Source organism: Chryseobacterium foetidum (genome assembly GCF_025457425.1).
Taxonomy (GTDB): domain Bacteria; phylum Bacteroidota; class Bacteroidia; order Flavobacteriales; family Weeksellaceae; genus Chryseobacterium; species Chryseobacterium foetidum.
Map to the genome: position 1 here is coordinate 69,147 of NZ_JAMXIA010000002.1, position 19,955 is coordinate 89,101.

Consider the following 19,955-nt stretch of genomic DNA (forward strand, 5'->3'; position numbering starts at 1 on the left):
CCAAAAAAAGAAGTTGCGATTTCTATATATAAATTTTATTATCGGTGAAGTTTCGGGATAAGAGATAATTCAATATTTCTATGCCATGTGACAGCTGTACTGAAGGTTTTGTAGTATCAGTCTCACTGACTGCCGCTCCTGCATTTACAGCTGCCGAAACAATTTTTTTTCAATACAGACCTGTCAAAAGTTCCCTTTGTTGAATCTGTCAAAATGCAGATCACATTAAAATACAATGCTTCCATATGAGTCTGGCTGATTTTGTACAGCAAATATATTCCGTGGTCACTTCGGAAAGAAATCTTTTGGCGTTTCGGGGATCACGGATCGTAGAATCTCCACAATAACAGTTCAAGTTTTCATTAATTTTCTTTCTTATTGTTTTCATGGAATTAATTGCAGTTTTCCTATTTCCTGCTTAACAGTAATCTGCATAGAAAAGTCAGAACCTCACAAGATGCAAATGCAATTCATTAAAATTTGATCTTTATTAATCTGTGGGTGCACATTAGCTTATTTGCTTTTATGAATTGTTAGCAAGTCGTATAGAAAAGTCTATATTGTTTTGGGGACGGTTTAGATTGCTGCTTCAGAACTCAAAATAGATTCAACATCTATTACAGGTTTTAACCGATGCGGTCTGATGAGGTTTTTAGTTTTTATCAGAAGGCAGCTTTACGCGTGGGAAAACTTATCAGTAGGATCATGATGAAGCTAATAGTTTTTATTTCGTTCATCAGTGAATTTGGGTCTGAGTACGTTATTAGTAAAAAATTAGAAAGAATATTGAGATTCTTTACTCAAAAACTGTTAGCCAAATATAAAAGCCCTGACGTTTTGTCAGTACTTATTTTTACTGTTATGACTGAATCCATGGACGACCTTTCTTGAAGATAATTAACTGCGCAGAAGCATCAGTTTCATCAAAATGTCAATCTGTTCTTCATTTCCCAGTTTGAATACATGTTTGTCAAATGCTGTAAATCCATTTTTTTCATAGAAGCGAATTGCTCTAAGGTTTTTTTCCCAAACGCCAAGCCATACAAAATCTACTTCCATTTCTTTGGCCACTTCAATAGCTTTTTCGTAAAGTATTTGTCCGGCGTTCTTTCCGTGAAACTCTTTCACTACGTAGATCCTTTCAATTTCCAGTGATTTTTTACTTTTAATTTCAGTTTGTGAATCTCCCAGGTTCACTTTTAAGTAACCTATGATCTTCTTGTCAAGCTCTGCCAAATAAAACTGAGAGTTTTTATCTGAGAGTTCGCTTTTTACTTTCTCTGTTGAGAATGCATTTTCAAGATATGATCTTAAATTTTCTTCCAGGTTATCTGAAGAGAAGGTTTCGGAAAATGTAAGCTTACCAATTTTTTGCAGGCTGATAAGATCTCTGTTTTCTGCTTTTCTTATTTGTATATCTCGCATTTTATCTGTTATTTTTTATCTGAAGACAAAATTCTCAAAACTGTATCAATAATAATTTAACAAATGATAAAAAATAATACTATTTTGTGCAGGCTCTGATTCGGCTTAAGCTCACCTGTGTGATCCCTAAATAAGAGGCAATATATCCCAGCTGAACTCTCTGTAATAAAAGGGGATAATTTTTTAACAACAATTCATATCGATCGGCAGCATTTCCGAAATGCCTTGCCAGCAATCTGCTTTCTGCTCTTAAAAGCAAATCTTCCGCAAACCTAATACCCCAATTGGCAATCTCTATGTTTTCAATGTATAACTTTCGCAGGTCTTTTGTATTAAGTTTGTAAAGTGTACAATCTTCCAGCAGTTCAACACTCTCATAGCCTTCATCATCGGCAATATAACTATTGAAAGAAATGATGGTTTCTCCTTCTTTCCCGAAGGAAAATGTAGTTTCATCGCCATCATACTGAATATATGTTCTGGCGATCCCATTTTTGATAAAGTAAAAATCTTTTTCAATTTTATCCTGTTGGATGATCACATAATTTTTAGGGAATTTTAGTTCAGTGATGTGACTTTTGAGTATCTGCTTAGAAGATTCTGACAGGGGATAGATCTTATCAAGTATTTGTTCGATATCCATTACAATCATTTTGTGGATGTAGGTTAGCAACTACTCAAATATACAAATTTCTGATGCTTTGCAATCTACACATTATGATTCTCCAATACGCTGATCATATTTTAATTGCTATGATATCATATAAAGATATCTCATTTTCTACAGCAAATATATACCGTGGCCACTGCGGAAAAAAATGTTTTTGCGTATCCGGGATCAGGGATCCCGGAATCTCAACAAAAACATTTCAGGCTTGAGCAATTTCTTTCTTATTGTTTTAAAGGAATTGATTGCAGTTTTCCTTGTGCGTGCCTAAACAGTATTCAGCATAAAAAAGTCAGAAACCTCAATGCAAATACAATTCATTGCAATTTTGATCCATATTAAACTTTTGGGATAAATCGTCTAATCAGATGTTATTACAGGTTCAATGATAAGACTCTTACAAACAGATTGATCAGATTCACTTATAAACCAATTCGTCAGATGTCAGTATAAATAAATTTATCAGATAACATGACATTTTAATTCCAGTCAAAAAAAACAATCCAATTATTGTTCAGTGTACCGCAGGGATACATAACCGATCAGCTGATTGGCGGTCAGACCCAGTATACGGTAGGCGATAAGATCACCCGCACTCAGAAGCACGGAACTGCTTGAAGGCGTCGCGATGTAAGTTTGACCAGCGGAATAAATGTTGTTAAAAATAACCGACGAGAAGAAGGCAATGCAGACCATAATACTTGTCACTGCACAGCCGTACGTAATAATTATGATTTAATTTGTTGTATCACTAACGACGAACCTTTTAATACACTTGCAATACTATTTAAAAAGAACTTTCGGATTCTACAACACAGTGGTAAGGAGAATTCCTGAAGGGACGACTTGGAAAAATTATTTCTTTTAAGATGAAAAACTTTGTAAACATTTTTCTGAAAAATCTTATCCTGCCTGCTTTCACAGAATTAAAGTAAGTAATTTTATTAAATGGAATTGCTGTTGATATTAATTACTGACCGGAAGATTAAAGTGTTCTTTTGAAATAGATCACGACGTTGTCAATAATTTTATTTCTGGAATAATGAGTCAAAAGAGAATAGTTTACGAATTCATGGATGATGATGACATCATGCCAGAAGCGGATAGCAACGTAACTTATTATCCTAAAACATCTTTTGGTGATTCGCATGAAGACTGTGATTTCAAGTACTTTACCAAAAATGAAATAATTAGTGATGTGTTAAAATACTATGATCGTTTCAGTAACATTGTTGCTGAAGAGTCAAATGAAATGTTTATAAGTATCTATAAAAATTCGGATTAGACTTCATAATTTGTTTCAGTTTAGAAGAAACTGAATTTCGATATACTTAAAACAGATGAATATATTAAATTCGGATAGTTTAACTAGATTGGAGCCAGGACTTCTAATTATTTAGCAATTTCTATTAATAATATCCTCCATAAAATATTTACATAACTGAGTTAGGGATAAAAACAGAAATATAATTTGTAAAAAAAGCAATATTTGTATCTTTAGGTCTTTGACATTCAAATATTTAAATAATTTATTGCTATGAGTTTGAAATACCAAATTATAAATATTTTTGTACAAACAGGCGGTTTTTGTAAAGAGTTTGATGTACAAATTAAAAATTGAAGCTGGAATCACTTGAGTACGCCAAAAAGTAGAAACAGAAGTTCAAAAATGTCTGATTCCGAAATTATTTTAATCATGATAGGTTATCGCTTGGGTGCTCACAAAACATTTAAACGTTATTATCAGGAAATAGTTTGTGTAAATTGGAAAGATCTATTCCCAATTTTAAAGTAATGTGTGTAAGGAAATTCTGTGAAACTGTTGTTATTAAAGATAAGTTTCTAAGAATAAATGAAACTTAAATCTGACGATTTACAACTTCATTTGTTCAATAATTGTAAATTTGTATAGTATATAATATTCAAATCACAGAACAAAGTTTCTGAAAAAAATACAGGCCTGTCGATCAAACTATTTCTGCTGGTCATTAAAATAAATTAGTATTCTTTATGAAAATTTTCTTTCTCCGATACATATTGATATCCGCTCTCGTTTACTCAGTCCAAAGTAAAGCGTGCTCGGCATTTTTGCTGACTGGGAACAATTATAACGTCGTTGGCTTTAATGAAAACTGGAAAACAATGCCAGGAATGATCGTCATTAATAAGCGGGATGTCCTGAAAAGGAATATCAGCTGGCAAAATCTGACAACTGATCAAACACAAGCCAATAAACAATGGACTTCAAAATTCGGTTCCGTTACGTTTAATCTTTTGGGATATGACCTTCCCTGCTACGGCGTCAATGAAAAAGGTCTTTTTTTGGTTGAATTATATCTCGAAGAGACCAGTAAAGTATATAATCCAAAACAGCCTGATATGTTCTGGGCACAATGGATTCAGTATCAGTTGGACAACTACAAAACGGTAAAAGAAGTGGTAGACCATCTGAATGATGGTCCCAACATTAACTGGTGGCCCAATGCAGCAGGGAGTCATTTTTTCCTGACCGATGCCAAAGGAAATTCTGCAACGATCGCCTTATTAAACGGGAAATACACCGTACTTACCAATAAGGAAATGCCAATGCCATTGCTATGCAACAATCAGTACCATAAGGATCTGGCCGCTGCTAAAAAATTTGATTTTCTTGGCGGAAATGAAAAGTTTGATTTTGAACAGAACATAAAATGGGAAGACCGCTACAGCCGTGCGTACTACATGCTAAAAAATTATACGTACGATGAAAAGCCTGTCGACTATGCGTGGAATATTTTAAACTCTATACATCCCGGCGAATGGCAGACGGTCATTGATACCAGGAAAATGAATCTGTATTTCAGATCTGATCTGAAGAAAGAGGTAAAGACCATAGATCTCAAAAAGTTGGATTTCTCCAGAAATGCGGCTATAAAATACTTAGATATCCATACCGATGAGACCGGAATTGTGAACGGGGACTTTCAAAATCTTACAACTCTAAAAAATAATCAATATGGGGAGAAAGGGTTTCCAATAGGCTATGATAATAAAGAATTTGGAGAATCGGACATTTTGAAAAACTGAAGAAGAACATTGCAAAGTTCTTTGAAAATATCCTTCCGGCTTCATAAGGCTGCAAACCAAACTTTTGAAATGATGAAGATGAAAAGGCTGCTACAAACTAAATGGATATCACTAGCGTTACTTGCCATATCTTTTTTACTGATCTATAATCCACTGACAAAATTTCCATATACTTTTTGTGTCATCATTATTTTTATCCTAATCAGTACCTATCTGCAAAATGGAGATCTGAAATCACTCAATTTTAAGAACCTCAAATCAGGTGACATAAAGAATATTTTAGTTTCATATCTAATCTTAGAATTGAGTGTGGATTTTATGATCCAGCCGCTGGTCAATTGGCTTTGCAACGAACCAGCTGATTATTCTACTTTTGAGCACATCAAAGGTGACACGGCACAGTATCTCAAATGGCTGTACAGAATGTGGATCAGTGCTGCGATAGGAGAGGAATTGCTGTTCAGGGCATTTGCTTTCGCTCAACTGAAAAATATCTTCGGTGATAAGAAAATTCTTATAGTGATCCTTTCCGCATTGATGTTCTGTCTGCCCCATTTGTACCAAGGTACGGCAGGACTGATCATGACATTCGTATTCGGGATTGCTTTTGGATTTTTATATATCAAATTCAAAAATATCTGGATCAATATCATTGTCCACGGACTGATAGATACCGTTTTTCTCACATTGAGCTACTTGGGATACATAGAGTTCTACCAGTTTATCTGGTAACGATGTGCTTCTAATTACTTCGTGCAATTTTCGCTTGTAAGTCATTTACTCAAGAACTGATTTCAGCTGTTTCAAAATAATGTTCTCGTAGTATAAGATTGTCTTATTCGATATTTAAGATAACTTCTTTATAACCTATTTAAAATTTACAAATTGTATTGTCTATATGCTTTATAACAGAATAAAAAAATTAGAATATAAAAATCTAAAAAAATTAGGATCTAAGCAATATTAATCTTTTTATAACCTGTTGTGCATTTACCATAAATTAATTTTTAATTTGTTTAAACTTTTTTTTAAATATCAAAAAATTAAGATATTGTATCATTGTAATAGGAGTGATTTTAGAGCTAATTCTGGTTGCCAATCCCTCAAAAGTCTGGTAAATTGCTTTGTAATAAAAATTTCCCGCCGATTTGTGGTATACCTGTTTTGATCCGTTTTCTGATTATAGATTTTACTTTCGAAAACGACACAAATTCATGTTGATTTTTCTCATTGGAACAGAAAGTTTAATGTTTGAGTAATGTAACAGATTAACCCATAATTTCTCGCTGATCGACCAATAAATATGGCATTAGACACAGTTTCTCTCGAAACCCAAACTGTACATGTGCAAAAATAAACGATAAGTTAAAACTCTATATTAATTCTACGCTTTCAGTGGCATTATCCTGGCTTTATCTATACCTGATCCAGGTACCAAAGTATTTTGAGGATGATTCCAGCTCAAATAATCAATTATCAATTGATCTGCAGACATGTAAAGCCAACTAAAGTCATTCAGTCCAACAAGAAACTCAGTACTAGCATTACTGTTTAGTTTTGTCTATTAAAAAACTCAGGCAAACATTCGCAGTATGGAAGAAAATAATCACCTAAAAGATGCTCAACAAGACATGCAGCAACAGGATCGGCAGGCTGATCCGCAATCCAATCCAGATCTAAAAGCATCCGATACTTTACTGGTTCTCCACAACCGAAATAAGCTGGTTGGAATTGTCCAAAACATCAATCCTGACGGTACGGTACAGCAGACATCCCCTTACCAAAATAGCTCAGAACAAATCCTGAAAATAAAACAAAACGAAAATGCCTTTGCTCAGTTCTATATCAACTTCTATCACCAGCTTAAAAATCCGCAGGAATACTCCTTCTTCAAAGTAACCGAATATGAAGCCCAACAGACTGCATCAGATTTACAACAGTACATCATTGACTCCGGAGACTAAAATCAACAGGTACTGAAAGAATATGAAGTGTCCATAGATTCAGTAGAAGCTCATTACAGTAATTACCTAGACATTCAAAGAAATCAAAACAGTCAAAACAGTAAAAGCAATCAAAACGACCACCACAGTTTTTCAAGTGAAAATAAACCTGCGTTTCATTTCAGATCACAGCGTTACCTCTATGATCCTAAACAAATCAACTGGGATATCATTTGCAAAACAGGACTGAGCAGGGAAATGCTTGAGAACATGAATGCACTTGAACCATTACTCAAAGGCTATAAAACTCCTATGCTTCTTCCCATCAATATTGAAAACAGTTCATCAGTCTTAACAACAGATGCAAGAATAGCGTTAAGAGTCGGAAACGCAGGACATCTGGAAATCCGGTTTTTTCCCGTTAAACCGGAACCTGACTACACCAAACCTTACTTAGGGCATACTTTCAGCAAAGAAGACCGGATCAATTTACAGGAAACAGGTAATATGGGCAGGGTAGTGGATCTCATCCATCCCATCACCAACGAAATCCAGCCATCCCTTATCAGCAGAGACCGTCTGACCAATGACCTTATTCCATTAAGCACACAATACATCAGAATTCCCCTCACCATCAAAGGAGTCACCCTCGACCAAAACCAAAAAAACACGCTAAAAGAGGGCAAACCGCTCTACCTTGAAAACATGATTTCCAAAAGAGGAACACTATTCAATGCCACCGTCCAGTTCAATGCAGACCGGCAATATGTTGAATTTCTATTCAGCAAAAATATAAGAACCCTTCAAAGCAAAACCGTAAAAGGATACAATCTCAACCATCCGGAACTGGGAATACCAATCACATTCCGTGACAAAAGACTCTTCTCATGGCAGATAGAAAAACTCAAAAAAGGAGAGCCTACATACATCAATGGCCTGACAGACAAAAACGGAAAGAAGTACCAGGGCTACATCACCTATGACAAGAATATTGGGAAGTTTCAATTTTCGTTTAAAAATCCGGTAAAAGAACAAGCAAGGATAAATAAATTCTAAATTATATCAATCTACGCTTTGATTCTGAGTTAATTTTTTAAGCCAGAAATGAATTTGCTGAAAAATTAACTACCACGTCCTGATTATTTAAATAAATTATTTTTTTTTATATAAAATGTGTTAAAAATTGATAGATTTTATAAAAATAAATATTTAGATTTGAAGACCAAATAATGACATATTTTTTTTATTGTATGTCTCTCTAATATAGTATTTTTAATGAAAATCTCAAATCTAAAGGCTGTAAAAATCCTTGCGTTGCTAAATGTTACTCTTCTTACAGTATGTGTTTTTATAATAATTCTGCTTCAATTTATTCCTCACAATTTATACTTGACTCCGGTTGTTATCGTAATTTCAGTACTTTTGTCAGTATTATTGTTGCGAATAAAGTATATTGAAATTGATGAATCAGCAGCTTGTCTTACGATTAGAAAAATCCATCCTTTTGCAAAAAAAGGATATGTTTCACCTATAGCTGAGTTTCCCAAAACGGCGATTCGGCATTTTGAAATCAGGAACCATATCTTTGGAAAACGCATGAAGATAATTATTCAGTCGCGTTCAATAACAAAAAGATTTCAGTTCAATTTATTTCTGTTTAGAAAAAAACATTTAAATCAAATTATTAATGTATTGCGAATGTTGCAAAGATAAAACAAAGGTGATGAGCAACTTACCTTCAATACAATCAGCGCTTTAAATAATAGTTTAGAGGATCGCCCTACACGATAGCTTTATTTATAATAATAAGTCCGAGAATCTAAGAGTATCACCCAAGAGGAGTTCTCTTTCCATTGGAAGAATATTGGATTTATTTCACAAATAGAAGGTCCATAAAAAATAGCAAAATATAATTTAATTCATTTAAATTTAGTAAGGAATCGATTTCTTTACCTTAACCTAAAATATTTGAGTTGAACGGAGCCGAAAGTTCAATCTTAGCTTGTTTGACCGTTTTATTTCATATGATAAAAAAAAATAAAAATTGGAATTTTAACAAAAAAATTCAGCTCTGCTTATTTATGGCGTTACCTATACTTTTATTTGCATCATGAAATTGAAAAAAAAATGACAAAGTTAAGTTACCGGGTTTTATTCCTGACTCTAAAGTAAAGCTCTAAAGTCGGGGGGACTTCGGAGAGCGGTTAATCATATTATAAAGATAGAATGTTCTTTTGACTGTACAGTAAAAGACTTGATTATGACATAAGCAATAGTTTTTCCCGAAAGACAATCTGTACAACATCGTCAAAACAAATAAGAACCAATAAATCTGTTATTATTCCACGCTTACAGTAGCATTACACTGCCTCTATCTATGCCTTTTCTAGATACCAAAGTATTTTCCGGATGATTCCAGCTGAAATATTCATCTACCAGGTGATCTATAGTCATGCTGAGCCATCGAGAGTCATTCAGTACAACAATAAACTTAGTACTTATATTAAGTCTTAGTTTTAACCCCTTGGTAAATAAGACAAATATGGGAAGTATGGAAAAAAATAATCACTCACAAGCCGATATACAAAATCTTCAACACGAAGCTCAGCATGCTGATCCGAAATCCACTCCTGCTATAAAATCATCCGATACCTTACTGGTTCTTCATAACAGCAGTAAGATCATTGGTATTGTACAGGATATTAATCCTGACGGTACAATACTCCACACACCACCTTATCAGAAAACATCAGAACAAATCCTGAGAATAGAACAAAATGAAAATGCCTTTAAGGAGTTCTATACAGACTTTTACCATCAGCTAAAAAAGCCTGAAGATTACTCTTTCTTCAAAGTCACTGAATATGAAGCTCATCAGACCGCAACAGATTTACAGCAATATGTCAACGAATCATCATATGAAGACCTCATGTTGCTGAAAGAATATGAAGTGTCCATAGACTCAGTAGAAGCACACCAGACTAATTATTTAAGCAATCAAAGCAATCATAACACTCAAAACACTTATAACAACCAACAAAGTTTTTCCAATCAAAACCCATCTGAATTCCGCTTCAGTTCACAGCGTTACCTCTACAGTCCTGAACAAATTAACTGGGATATCATTTGCAAAACAGGACTGAGCAGAGAAAAGCTTGAAAACATGAATGCACTTGAACCATTACTCAAAGGCTATAAAACTCCTATGCTTCTTCCCATCAATATCGAAAACAGTTCATCAGTCTTAACAACAGATGCAAGAATAGCGCTCAGAGTCGGAAACGCAGGACATCTGGAAATCCGGTTTTTTCCCGTTAAACCGGAACCTGACTACACCAAACCTTACTTAGGGCATACTTTCAGCAAAGAAGACCAGATCAATTTACAGGAAACAGGAAATATGGGCAGGGTAGTCGATCTCATCCATCCCATCACCAACGAAATCCAGCCATCCCTTATCAGCAGAGACCGTCTGACCAATGACCTTATTCCATTAAGCACACAATACATCAGAATTCCCCTCACCATCAAAGGAGTCACCCTCGACCAAAACCAAAAAAACACGCTAAAAGAGGGCAAACCGCTCTACCTTGAAAACATGATTTCCAAAAGAGGAACACTATTCAATGCCACCGTCCAGTTCAATGCAGACCGGCAGTATGTTGAATTCCTGTTCAGCAAAAATATAAGAACCCTTCAAAGCAAAACCGTAAAAGGACACAATCTCAACCATCAGAAATCAGAAATTCCCATCACATTCCGTGATAAAAAACTTTTCCCATGGCAGATCGAAAAACTTAAAAAAGGAGAGCCTGCGTACATCAATGGCCTGACAGACAAAAACGGAAAAACGTACCAGGGCTACATCAGCTATGACAATAATATTGGAAAGTTTGAATTTTCATTTAAAAACCCGCTAAAAGAACAGGAAAGGATAAATAAACCTTTTAACAAATCCAAAGGCCGCAAAATGTAAGCTTTTAAACAGCAATGTTACCTGTTTAAAACAAAAAAATAAATATATTTATCTTAAAATAAATTTATAGAATCCAGTTATGAAAGAACTTATCAAAAAAATCAATGCTGAATTTGAAGCATTTTCGACTGAAGCGAGTCTGCAATCTGAAAAAGGAAACAAGGCAGCAGGAACAAGAGCCGGAAAATCAGCTTTGGAACTAAGCAAACTTTTTAAGGAATTCCGAAAAGTTTCTCTTGAGGAATCAAAAAAATAATACTCGCCTAAAACAAAAAGAATCCGTCTCACAACTGTAATCAGGATTCTTTTTGGTTATAATTAGCTAAAGATATAGCTTTGATAGTCATCTCTTATAAAAATAGTTAATGCTTTGATTTCAGTTTTTTGATTATTTCCTGCGCATTTTTATTTTGTGGATCTAGTTTTAAGGTCTGTTCGTAATTTTTAAGTGCAAGATCATAATTTTCAAGTTCAAGATATGTTTCTCCCAAACTGTCATAAGCATTACCGCTTGAAGGATACAGTGAAACATTTAATTTAAATAATTCCAAAGCATCTCCCAGCCTTTTTTGAGAAATCAATTTGTACCCCCAAATATTGATTTCATTTTCCGTCAAAACGAAATTCTTATTTTTTGATTTTAATTTTTTCGCTGTTTCGCTGGCATTTTTATACCCGTTTTTGTCTAAAACCATTTTCAAGGATTTTGCTGACGGTGACATTCCAAAACCGTTGGCTTCTTTCATATCGGGAATGAACAACCCAGCCAGTTCATCTATAAAAACATCAGGAGTTCCACCAGATAAATTGGTCAACACGATAATAGAAAGGTCATCGTTTGGATAAACAAATAATGCCGCACGTCCACCTCCAACAGGTGCGACTGCAGGATGCTCATCTCTGATGATTGTTGGCCATCCTGCTGCGTAACCATTGAGAAGTAAACTGAATCCTGCTGTTTTTCCATTGTTCAATACATCAGGTTTCCAAAGTGCTTCTAAACTGGATTTTTGCTTTAGTAATTCCATATTCTGCAATGCGATGATCCATTTGGCTAGTTCGTTGGCTGTGGAACTCATTCCCGCTGCCGTTTGTAATGCCGGAGGAAAGGAGAAGAACATATTGTTGAGTTTACCTTTTGAAAACTGATAGCTGTTAGCAGCATTGGGAACCAATTCTTTCGTTGCCCCGAAACCAGATCGGATAGTCATTGGCATGCCCACTTTTTGAAGTTGCCCTTTCGTAATGAATTCCTGGAACGTCATTCCACTCAGCTTATTAATGATCAGACCAAGCAAATAATAATTGGTCTGGTTATATCTGAATTCTTCACCAGCCTTGAAATCATTAGGCATAGCGATTACTTTTTTCCAGGACGCATCAAAATTATCAGCGATCATTACAGCTTCCTCTTCATCCACAAGGTCAGGAATTCCGGATGTGTGAGATAACAATTGCTGAACTTTCACCAATTTCCAGTTTTCCGGAATATCAGTAAGGTATTCTGAGATAGGCGAATTCAGTTTTAATTTTCCTTCTTCTACCAATTGTAAAATAGCAACACCCACAAACGCTTTGGTAATGGAATTAATGGTAAATACAGATTTACTGCTTACAGAGATAGAATCCTGAATATTCGCCAATCCGTAATAGCCTGTTTTTATAATTTTACCTTGTCTGACGATTGCCAATTCCAATCCCGGAATTTTACGTTTCTGCATTTGATTTTGGATAAACACATCAATGCTGTCTGTCTGAGAGAAAACTGAGACAGTACAGGAAAATAATACAATTGCAGCCAATGTCTTTTTGAAAATGAAAATCATATACAGTTTAATTTATAGATACGGTTATTACTGGATTTTAAAGCGTCAAATATAAGAATGAAAAGACATTGTTCGATAATTAAAATATTTGAATTGTTAGCCTTGTTTAGTGAATATTTTGATTATTCAAAACCATTTTATAGATGATTTACAATTCTATTTTACACAGTTTACCATTTCTGAAGATATATCGCATCATTTTTTATTAAAGCGATCATAAGCAAATCAGATTACAACAATGTTCAATTTCCTATGAGGCTACCTGATTTTCTATAGCAAATTTATTCCGTTGTCACTGCGAAAAAAAATCTTTTTGGGTATCCGGGATCGGACATCCCGGAGCCTCCACAAAAATATTTCAAGCTTCCATCAATGTTCTTTCTTAATTGTTTTCAAGGTATTGATTGCAGTTTTCCTTGTGACTGCCTGAATGGTTACCTGCATAGAAAAAGTCAGACACCTCTCAAGATGCAAATGCAGTTCATTGAAATTTTGATCCTTATTAATCTCCCTGTAAAAATCATCTTAACAGATGTAATTATAAGTCCTTTTGGAAGATATTAATACAGACACTATTTCAAAAGATACAATCAGGTATAAGAATAGAAAAGGTCAAAATTTCCTTCAATCTGCAAATTATGGAATCTACAGGTTTTTTTAATGTCAGGTACGGGAAAATCAGGTCTCCGCCTTACCCGGAGCAAATCAGATGAAATTCAATATTGTGAACGATATTAAGTTGAGCTTAATGAGGCTGCAAAGATTCTGAGTATGACTTTGCTGGATCATTTTATTCTGACTTCGGATTCGCATTTCTCTTTTGCGGATGATGGGATGATTTGATAGCGGACTTAAAGAATTTAGCTTCCTCGCATTTTTCTTCTTCCGAAAGATGAACTTGATGTGCAGGGGTTTGTTTTCCTAAAATGAATTCTTGGGACAGTGTCCGCAAAATCATGGAGATTTCGGTTGAAGTCTTTTGCTGGACAGATAGCCCGATATGTTTGTCTACAAGACACGGAGGTATTAGATAAGGTTTGAAATTTAGATTTAGTGTTTTGGATTAAGAATTTTGCATTTAGGGTTTTCAGTAGGGTACAGTTGTAAGTAAGGTAATATTAATTATATAAACAATCATTATGAAAGATTCAGGGAAATAGACAGTACATTCAGAAGTCAGTAGTTTATTGGTGCTTCATCACAGTACCAATTCCGTTGGAATTGTACAGTCGGTTAATCCATTCGGAAATCTCGTAGATGTTAAACCCAATGAAGAAAAGGCGGATACGATGATCCGAATTGATTCTTCGGCAGGCTCTTTTATGGACTTTTATTCAGATTTTTACAATCAGCTTAAAAATCCTGCGGAGTATTCGTTTTTTAAAGTTAGGAAATATGAGGCGCAGGAAACAGCAATAGGTGTACAGGAATTTATTGACTGTTCATCGGAGTTATAAAGACAGGATTTAAAGAAGTTTGAAGTTTCTATTGATGCGGTTAATGCTGTCAGAAACAGTAAGCATATTGACATCGAGGCTTCTGCAGTAGAGAATGGTTTTGAAGGTTCTTCTTTTAGCAGCTATAATTCTAAATATCGCTTTCAGATTGAAGATGTTCCGTGGGAATCATTGGCTGAGATTGATATTGACCGTGAGAAGCTGGAAAGTATGGGAGCGTTGGAATCTTTGCTGAAAGGATATAAAACGCCGATGTTGATTTCTATTCCGCTGAGTGATGGATATTAATTGAGTATGGTCGATGTACGGTTGCAGTTAAAGTCGGATGACCGTGGGGAAGTGGCTGTCCGTATTCACAGGGTTCGTGAGAAACCTGATCTTAGGGAGAAGTTTATTGGGCATGAGTTTACGGAAGAGGATGAGTTGAACTTGTTGAAGTCAGGGAATATGGGAAGGGTAGTGGGTCTTGTTGATCCGTGGACAGATGAAGTGTTTCCTTCGTTGATCAGTAGGGACAGGCTGACCAATGAGTTGATTCCTTTAAGAATGGATTTTGTCAGAATTCCAGTGATTTGTGGGGTGACTTTGAATCTGGAACAGGTGAAGATTCTTTGTGAGGGCAAGCCTTTGTTTATTGAAAATATGTTGTCGAAGAAGGGATGTCTTTTTTCTGCAACGGTGCAGTTTAATACGGATAAGCAGTGGATTGAGTTTTATTTAAGAAGAATTTGAAGGGTTTTGATGGTAGAGATGTACGGAAGGATTTTGAGAGAGAAGTACCTACTGTTTTTAGAGGGAAGTATCTTCGTAAGTGGCAGATGGATAAGTTGAGAGCAGGGGAGATGGCCTATATTAGTGGGTTGGTGGATAAGAATGGTAAGAAGTATCAGGGATATGTGAGTTTTGATTGGAGAACGGGGAAGATTGAGTTTTCGTTTAAGAATCCGCACAACAAATAGGGGAAGTGGTATAATTTATTTGGTCGTTTGGAAGAAGATAGTAAGTAAATTTTAATTTATTTTTTAGCAACCTGCGAGGTCAATTAACTTTGCAGGTTGCTTTTTTTAAGGCTTAAAAAAAGGAGGTGGCTAGTGAAAATCTGGCGGCAAAAATATAATTCCTCCCTGTGTTTGAAAACGCATTTTTGCAGAATTTGGAGCAACCCCATTTCAAAAACATTGCCCTGCTGTGCATCACTATGTTTTGAAAAAAAGTTGCAGACTTTTAAAATTCAAAATTTTCTATTGTGAACTTTTTATAACTAAAATCAGTTGACCGTCAGATAGCTGAAAACAATTATTATATTTTCTTCTTTAAATTTTATCTCCTTTTCAATAATTGATAGTTTAAATTGATTTACATGAAATTTTATATTCCTGAAATGCTTCTCCAAACTCTTTGGTAAATTCAAAATTGCTCATTTGATATTCTTCATTCATCCCAGTTGATGTAGATAAATATATTCTGCCATATTGTACTACGGGGATCTGATAATTATTTTTAAACCTCTTATCGGGGGTGCCATTTTTGTTAACCTTTGCCCATGTTTTTCTGACAATTTTAGAGTCTCCCGGGACAGCTGATGTTTCAGTGAAGTTTACAGAGGTAATGCTCAGATTAAGCTCATCGATTCCAATGATTGCAAAGTTTTGATTACTGGTATACATTAGTACAAAAGTAGGGTAGAAGTAGAGATCAGCTCCATTTATATTTTGGAAATATAGTGCTTCATAATTAGATTTAATAATAGGAAGCGTTTTTAATCCTAATTTAACTTCTCTTCTGTTTACCAATGTGCTGGCGTTAGATCTTGCAACTACGCGATCTTGATAATGAGCACCGGTAATATCCCAAATACGATGGGATGTACTTAAGTTTTTAAAGGCATAATATAAACGTTCATACTTCTTTTTTGTCGGATCATCAAATTGAATATCAATACTAATTGCCGAGTTATCAATCACAATTTGTGTTTCAATGATCACCTCTTTTTGAGCAGTAATATCTCGATCGATTGCCTGAACAACCTTTTTATTTACAAAGCCGTAAATCAAAATATAACTTACTATTTTCTTTGTTTTAGAAAAAGTTAATGCTTTTTTTATTTTCTTTAAATCTGCCTCTAATTCGATTTTTTGCCGTTGTGCTACTAAGATCGATTCTTTAATTCCTGACATATCCTGAGAGGTAATTTCGTGTATATCTGCACTAAATATATTATCAGGAAAAGTTTGATTATAATCAGGTACAGGAAGCGGATAAGATTGTGGATGTTGTGATCTTTGTGATGGATTGCCTGTAATTTTATAAGAATTTGAGAATCCAAAAACGCTCGTATTTAATCTGGTTCCCGAAGAACTGAAATTTAAACTAGCTCCTTTTACTCCTATGCTGGTTGAGATGCCTCTTTTGCTGAAATTTAGATGTACGCCCGGTACAATTTTGATTCTTTTTCTGTAAGACCAAGCCATGATGTTAAGTTTTTTTGATGTTATGGTAATAAGTTGATAAAAGTTTTATTTGCTTTCTATGAAGTTTTTTACGATAGTATAAACATCCTTTTTGTTTGATAATGCCGCATGTATTTGTACATGGTCTGCTCCGGATTTGGTAAGCCAATCTGTCCAGATAATCTTTAAAATTTCAAGGTCGGTCGGATGAAATCTCGCAACACCATTTACATCCAAAGATCTGTCAGTAACTTCTAAAACCAAAACATCTGTGTTATTCAGATTAGTGTTTATTTTTTTAACCAGAAATTGAGGATTTGACAGAATGAATTTTTTCAAGTCATTGGATTTACTTTTCTGAAATTCAGTTCTTACTTTTCTAATTATATCCTGATTAAGTTGATAGCCAGCTGTTTTATTTATTGTTTCAATATAACCATCCGTCAACAAAACTACCTTGTTTTTCGTTTTAGAGATAATTCCATTATTTTTCGAAACTTTTACTGTATCAATCTGGCTTGATAGGGAGGAGTGAATAGTCTCATTAAAGTAATTCCAGACATCTGATCCTGAACTCTGAATTAAAGCATAGGAATATATCCTGGCTGTTTCTTTTTTTAACTTTGATATATCTGATCTCAAGTAATTTCTTTTGTAATCAGAGGCCGGCTTAAGCTTACTTTTAAATTTTAAAAAACTGATTTCAAAATTGGAATTAGTGAATGTTTTCTCATTTAAAATGCCCCGGTTAATAAAGTCAACTTTATAAATGTCCAATTGATTAAGACTTCGATTACCCACTTTCAAAAATTGTGGAATACTATCTAAAATTGTATTTATAATTAGTGTGTCAGCAATGGGTTTAGGATGAATAGATTGATTAATTCTATTCGATAAATCAGGTACTATGAGCACGTTGTAATTACTTTTGCTAGAGTAAGCAATTTCTTTTTTTGAATTGCATTCCTTTTCTTTGCAGGAAATAAAAAGAATAAGAAATACAATAAGTGAGGAGTATAATGCTTTCATGTTTTGTTTGATTAGTTTTGTGCAAAATCGGTAGTTAAATTTTTGTGAAGGCTAATACTACTCAACCAGTTTTCACATTCGTTGATCGCTTCAGATGTCTTGATTTCTGCTTTTTTTACAGCAAATAGTTCATACAGGTATTTACTCCAGCCTTCCATGAAAATATTAATTCTGTTTTCCATTTCGGCCTTGGAAACCGGAAGCTTATCATTGTCAACCTGGCTTTTATAAATCTGAGAAAGGTTTTCAACTTTTTCTCTGAAGGATAAAAAAGCATTTCTTAATGAACCAATTTTTCTGTTACACTCTAATGGTAAATTCTGGACTAATTTTTCATACTCTTTTTTATCTCTGTCCATCGCTAAAATCTCTATGTTTAATACATCATTTGTTTTTTTAACTGCCATTATTTCATTTTCAAATTCAGCTATTTCCGCTTCATAATTTACAATAGAAAATTTTACTTTTTGTTGCTGATGGGTCGTGCTTCGCTCGTGAAGCATAGAATAGATTTTGTTTACAATTAATTTTAAAAGATAAATCCCTAAAGTCCCAAGAATAAATACAAGCCAAAAATTTTCTGATAAAATTAATTCAGAGAACAACATTTTACGGTCAGACTGATTAGTGAGATAATTGATGTCATCAATATTTCGTGCTACTTTGTATGCCATAAATCCATCAACAATAATAATTAAAGGAATGCCGATATAAGATTCAATATTCGATTTATTATTCATTGGACTATCTACTGAATTTTGATCTTTGGAATTTTTAAAAAATAGATTAATCATTCCCAGAGCAATGGGAATAAAAACAAATAAAAACAAAAATAATATTGCGCCAAATCCTTTGGAAGAAGCTTTAGTAAATGCATTAGGGTCAAAAACTTCTGTTGATGTTGGCAGTCCTCCGCTCTCAAGGATAGCCATTGTATCTTCCTTCGAAAAAATAAATATATAAGCTACAGATGAATAAAATACAAATACGTATGCAAGTATTGCCGTACATAAAATTCCCAGTACAGACATTAAAAAAACGTCCAGTGGAGGTTTTACAATGTCCGTTCTTAGATCAATGATTTTTTTTCTTACAAAGTCTATTTTATTTTGAAAAAAAGGAATTTGAGTATCAGTATTGGATTTTATTATAAATCTTTTCTCATCGGTAGACTTTTCCAAAATATTGATCACATCCTGTGCATTTTTAGTTTCAGCATTAAGATTTGATGTAAGGCTCTCAATCTCGTTTTCAGTTCTGATTTCTACATTTCCGATACTTAATTTTTGCTGTTCCTCTATTTTTGTTTTAAGTCGGGTCTTCTTTTCTTCAATGACCTCGATATCGTTGATGAAATTCGAATATAAACTGTCTAGAGCTTGTGGTAAAATCTGATGATCTCCCTGATTTTCATGCGCTCTCTGATATGCATTAGCTTTAAGAAGGTTTTTATCAAAAGATCCTACTTCAGTGGCAATAATACTTGTTAAAACATCCTGAAAATCCTTTAATGACTTTTCCTGAAAACTCAACTCTTCTTTTTTTGAAAATGTAGGTTTTTCATAAGAGTCATTTAACATTTCTTTCCATTCTGATTGTTCCTCTTTTTCAATATCCTCCAAACTTATTCCACTGTTAATTTTCTCAATTCTGTTTTCTATCTTAAAGAAAGTGGTCACCAATTCATCGACTGTTTTAGGGAAAGTAGTTACCAACACCTGTTCATGGTTGTTTTTTGCATTGTTTGACCAATTGTATGATCCGGAGATTGCAAGTTGTCTGTCGATGATACAGAATTTGAGATGCATCATACCGTAACCTATATTTTTAATACGGTTAAACTTTACGCCCATCATCCTTAGTGCTTCAAAATCCAGCTTTTCGTTATCAGGCTGATCTGAAATGATTAAGGAAATTTTCACGTTTTCAGCAGCCTTTTTTTCAAGGATATGAAAAAGTTCAGGATTGGTAAACCAGGCCATTGCTACCAGTATTTCTGATTGAGCATTTAGAAGTTCAGTTTTTATTCTCAATAGAATTTCATCTGCATCTGATAAGGAATCTTGTACAATTGTTGTCATGGAATTTAATTTTGAGGTGCTTTATTTATGTTTTC

15 protein-coding genes and 3 pseudogenes are annotated in these 19,955 nt (G+C 34.3%); 11 read left to right on the plus strand and 7 right to left on the minus strand.

The features are described 5' to 3' along the window. Positions 1-897 precede the first annotated feature (897 nt). Positions 898-1,425, minus strand: coding sequence for a GNAT family N-acetyltransferase (locus NG809_RS17680; protein WP_262152658.1), 528 nt, complete (start codon positions 1,423-1,425; stop codon positions 898-900). 79 nt (positions 1,426-1,504) lie between these two features. Continuing rightward, positions 1,505-2,068 (minus strand): Crp/Fnr family transcriptional regulator, encoded by a 564-nt coding sequence (locus tag NG809_RS17685; RefSeq protein ID WP_262152659.1) that lies wholly within the window; start codon positions 2,066-2,068, stop codon positions 1,505-1,507. Between the two features lie 1,561 nt (positions 2,069-3,629). On the opposite strand from NG809_RS17685, the pseudogene NG809_RS18460 reads away from it, so the two are divergent. From NG809_RS18460 to NG809_RS17695, 3 genes and pseudogenes are all read left to right on the plus strand, one after another. After that, positions 3,630-3,875: pseudogene (locus NG809_RS18460) on the plus strand (IS982 family transposase); the annotation flags it as partial. Positions 3,876-4,102: 227 nt separating this feature from the next. Continuing rightward, complete coding sequence (locus tag NG809_RS17690; protein ID WP_262152660.1) at positions 4,103-5,158, plus strand: linear amide C-N hydrolase; 1,056 nt, start codon at positions 4,103-4,105, stop codon at positions 5,156-5,158. Between the two features lie 318 nt (positions 5,159-5,476). Next, on the plus strand, positions 5,477-5,890 hold the full coding sequence (locus tag NG809_RS17695) for a CPBP family intramembrane glutamic endopeptidase (RefSeq protein ID WP_262152780.1): 414 nt from the start codon (positions 5,477-5,479) through the stop codon (positions 5,888-5,890). A gap of 258 nt (positions 5,891-6,148) precedes the next feature. On the opposite strand, the pseudogene NG809_RS18465 reads toward NG809_RS17695, so the two are convergent. Then, positions 6,149-6,449 (minus strand): annotated as a pseudogene (locus NG809_RS18465) (IS982 family transposase); the annotation flags it as partial. A gap of 301 nt (positions 6,450-6,750) precedes the next feature. On the opposite strand from NG809_RS18465, the gene NG809_RS17700 reads away from it, so the two are divergent. The 4 genes from NG809_RS17700 (at position 6,751) to NG809_RS17715 (ending at position 11,333) form a co-directional block, all read left to right on the plus strand. Then, positions 6,751-7,122, plus strand: a complete 372-nt coding sequence (locus NG809_RS17700; protein WP_262152661.1) for a hypothetical protein — start codon at positions 6,751-6,753, stop codon at positions 7,120-7,122. A 27-nt stretch (positions 7,123-7,149) separates the two neighbouring features. Continuing rightward, on the plus strand, positions 7,150-8,157 hold the full coding sequence (locus NG809_RS17705) for a DUF3945 domain-containing protein (protein WP_262152662.1): 1,008 nt from the start codon (positions 7,150-7,152) through the stop codon (positions 8,155-8,157). A 1,495-nt stretch (positions 8,158-9,652) separates the two neighbouring features. Beyond that, on the plus strand, positions 9,653-11,077 hold the full coding sequence (locus tag NG809_RS17710; protein WP_262152663.1) for a DUF3945 domain-containing protein: 1,425 nt from the start codon (positions 9,653-9,655) through the stop codon (positions 11,075-11,077). Between the two features lie 79 nt (positions 11,078-11,156). Next, a complete protein-coding gene (locus NG809_RS17715) occupies positions 11,157-11,333 on the plus strand; it encodes a histone H1 (RefSeq protein WP_262152664.1) in 177 nt (58 codons plus the stop codon). 106 nt (positions 11,334-11,439) lie between these two features. Here the strand turns inward: NG809_RS17715 and NG809_RS17720 are convergent, their stop codons facing one another. Continuing rightward, a complete protein-coding gene (locus tag NG809_RS17720) occupies positions 11,440-12,903 on the minus strand; it encodes a beta-lactamase family protein (protein WP_262152665.1) in 1,464 nt (487 codons plus the stop codon). A 753-nt stretch (positions 12,904-13,656) separates the two neighbouring features. On the opposite strand from NG809_RS17720, the pseudogene NG809_RS18450 reads away from it, so the two are divergent. The 4 genes and pseudogenes from NG809_RS18450 to NG809_RS17735 all read left to right on the plus strand — a co-directional run. Continuing rightward, positions 13,657-13,746 (plus strand): annotated as a pseudogene (locus tag NG809_RS18450) (JAB domain-containing protein); the annotation flags it as partial. A 347-nt stretch (positions 13,747-14,093) separates the two neighbouring features. Beyond that, positions 14,094-14,360 carry a hypothetical protein gene (locus NG809_RS17725; RefSeq protein ID WP_262152666.1) on the plus strand — a complete coding sequence of 89 codons (267 nt, stop codon included), beginning with the start codon at positions 14,094-14,096 and terminating at the stop codon, positions 14,358-14,360. Positions 14,361-14,507: 147 nt separating this feature from the next. Further along, on the plus strand, positions 14,508-14,648 hold the full coding sequence (locus NG809_RS17730) for a DUF4099 domain-containing protein (RefSeq protein ID WP_262152781.1): 141 nt from the start codon (positions 14,508-14,510) through the stop codon (positions 14,646-14,648). Between the two features lie 6 nt (positions 14,649-14,654). Further along, positions 14,655-15,092, plus strand: a complete 438-nt coding sequence (locus NG809_RS17735; RefSeq protein WP_262152667.1) for a DUF3945 domain-containing protein — start codon at positions 14,655-14,657, stop codon at positions 15,090-15,092. 614 nt (positions 15,093-15,706) lie between these two features. Here NG809_RS17735 and NG809_RS17740 read toward each other — a convergent pair. The 3 genes from NG809_RS17740 to NG809_RS17750 are packed head-to-tail and all read right to left on the minus strand — an operon-like array spanning position 15,707 to position 19,920. Further along, positions 15,707-16,831 carry a DUF4236 domain-containing protein gene (locus tag NG809_RS17740; RefSeq protein ID WP_262152668.1) on the minus strand — a complete coding sequence of 375 codons (1,125 nt, stop codon included), beginning with the start codon at positions 16,829-16,831 and terminating at the stop codon, positions 15,707-15,709. Positions 16,832-16,876: 45 nt separating this feature from the next. Beyond that, on the minus strand, positions 16,877-17,839 hold the full coding sequence (locus NG809_RS17745) for a hypothetical protein (protein ID WP_262152669.1): 963 nt from the start codon (positions 17,837-17,839) through the stop codon (positions 16,877-16,879). A gap of 11 nt (positions 17,840-17,850) precedes the next feature. Further along, complete coding sequence (locus NG809_RS17750; protein ID WP_262152670.1) at positions 17,851-19,920, minus strand: phospholipase D-like domain-containing protein; 2,070 nt, start codon at positions 19,918-19,920, stop codon at positions 17,851-17,853. Positions 19,921-19,955: the final 35 nt, after the last annotated feature.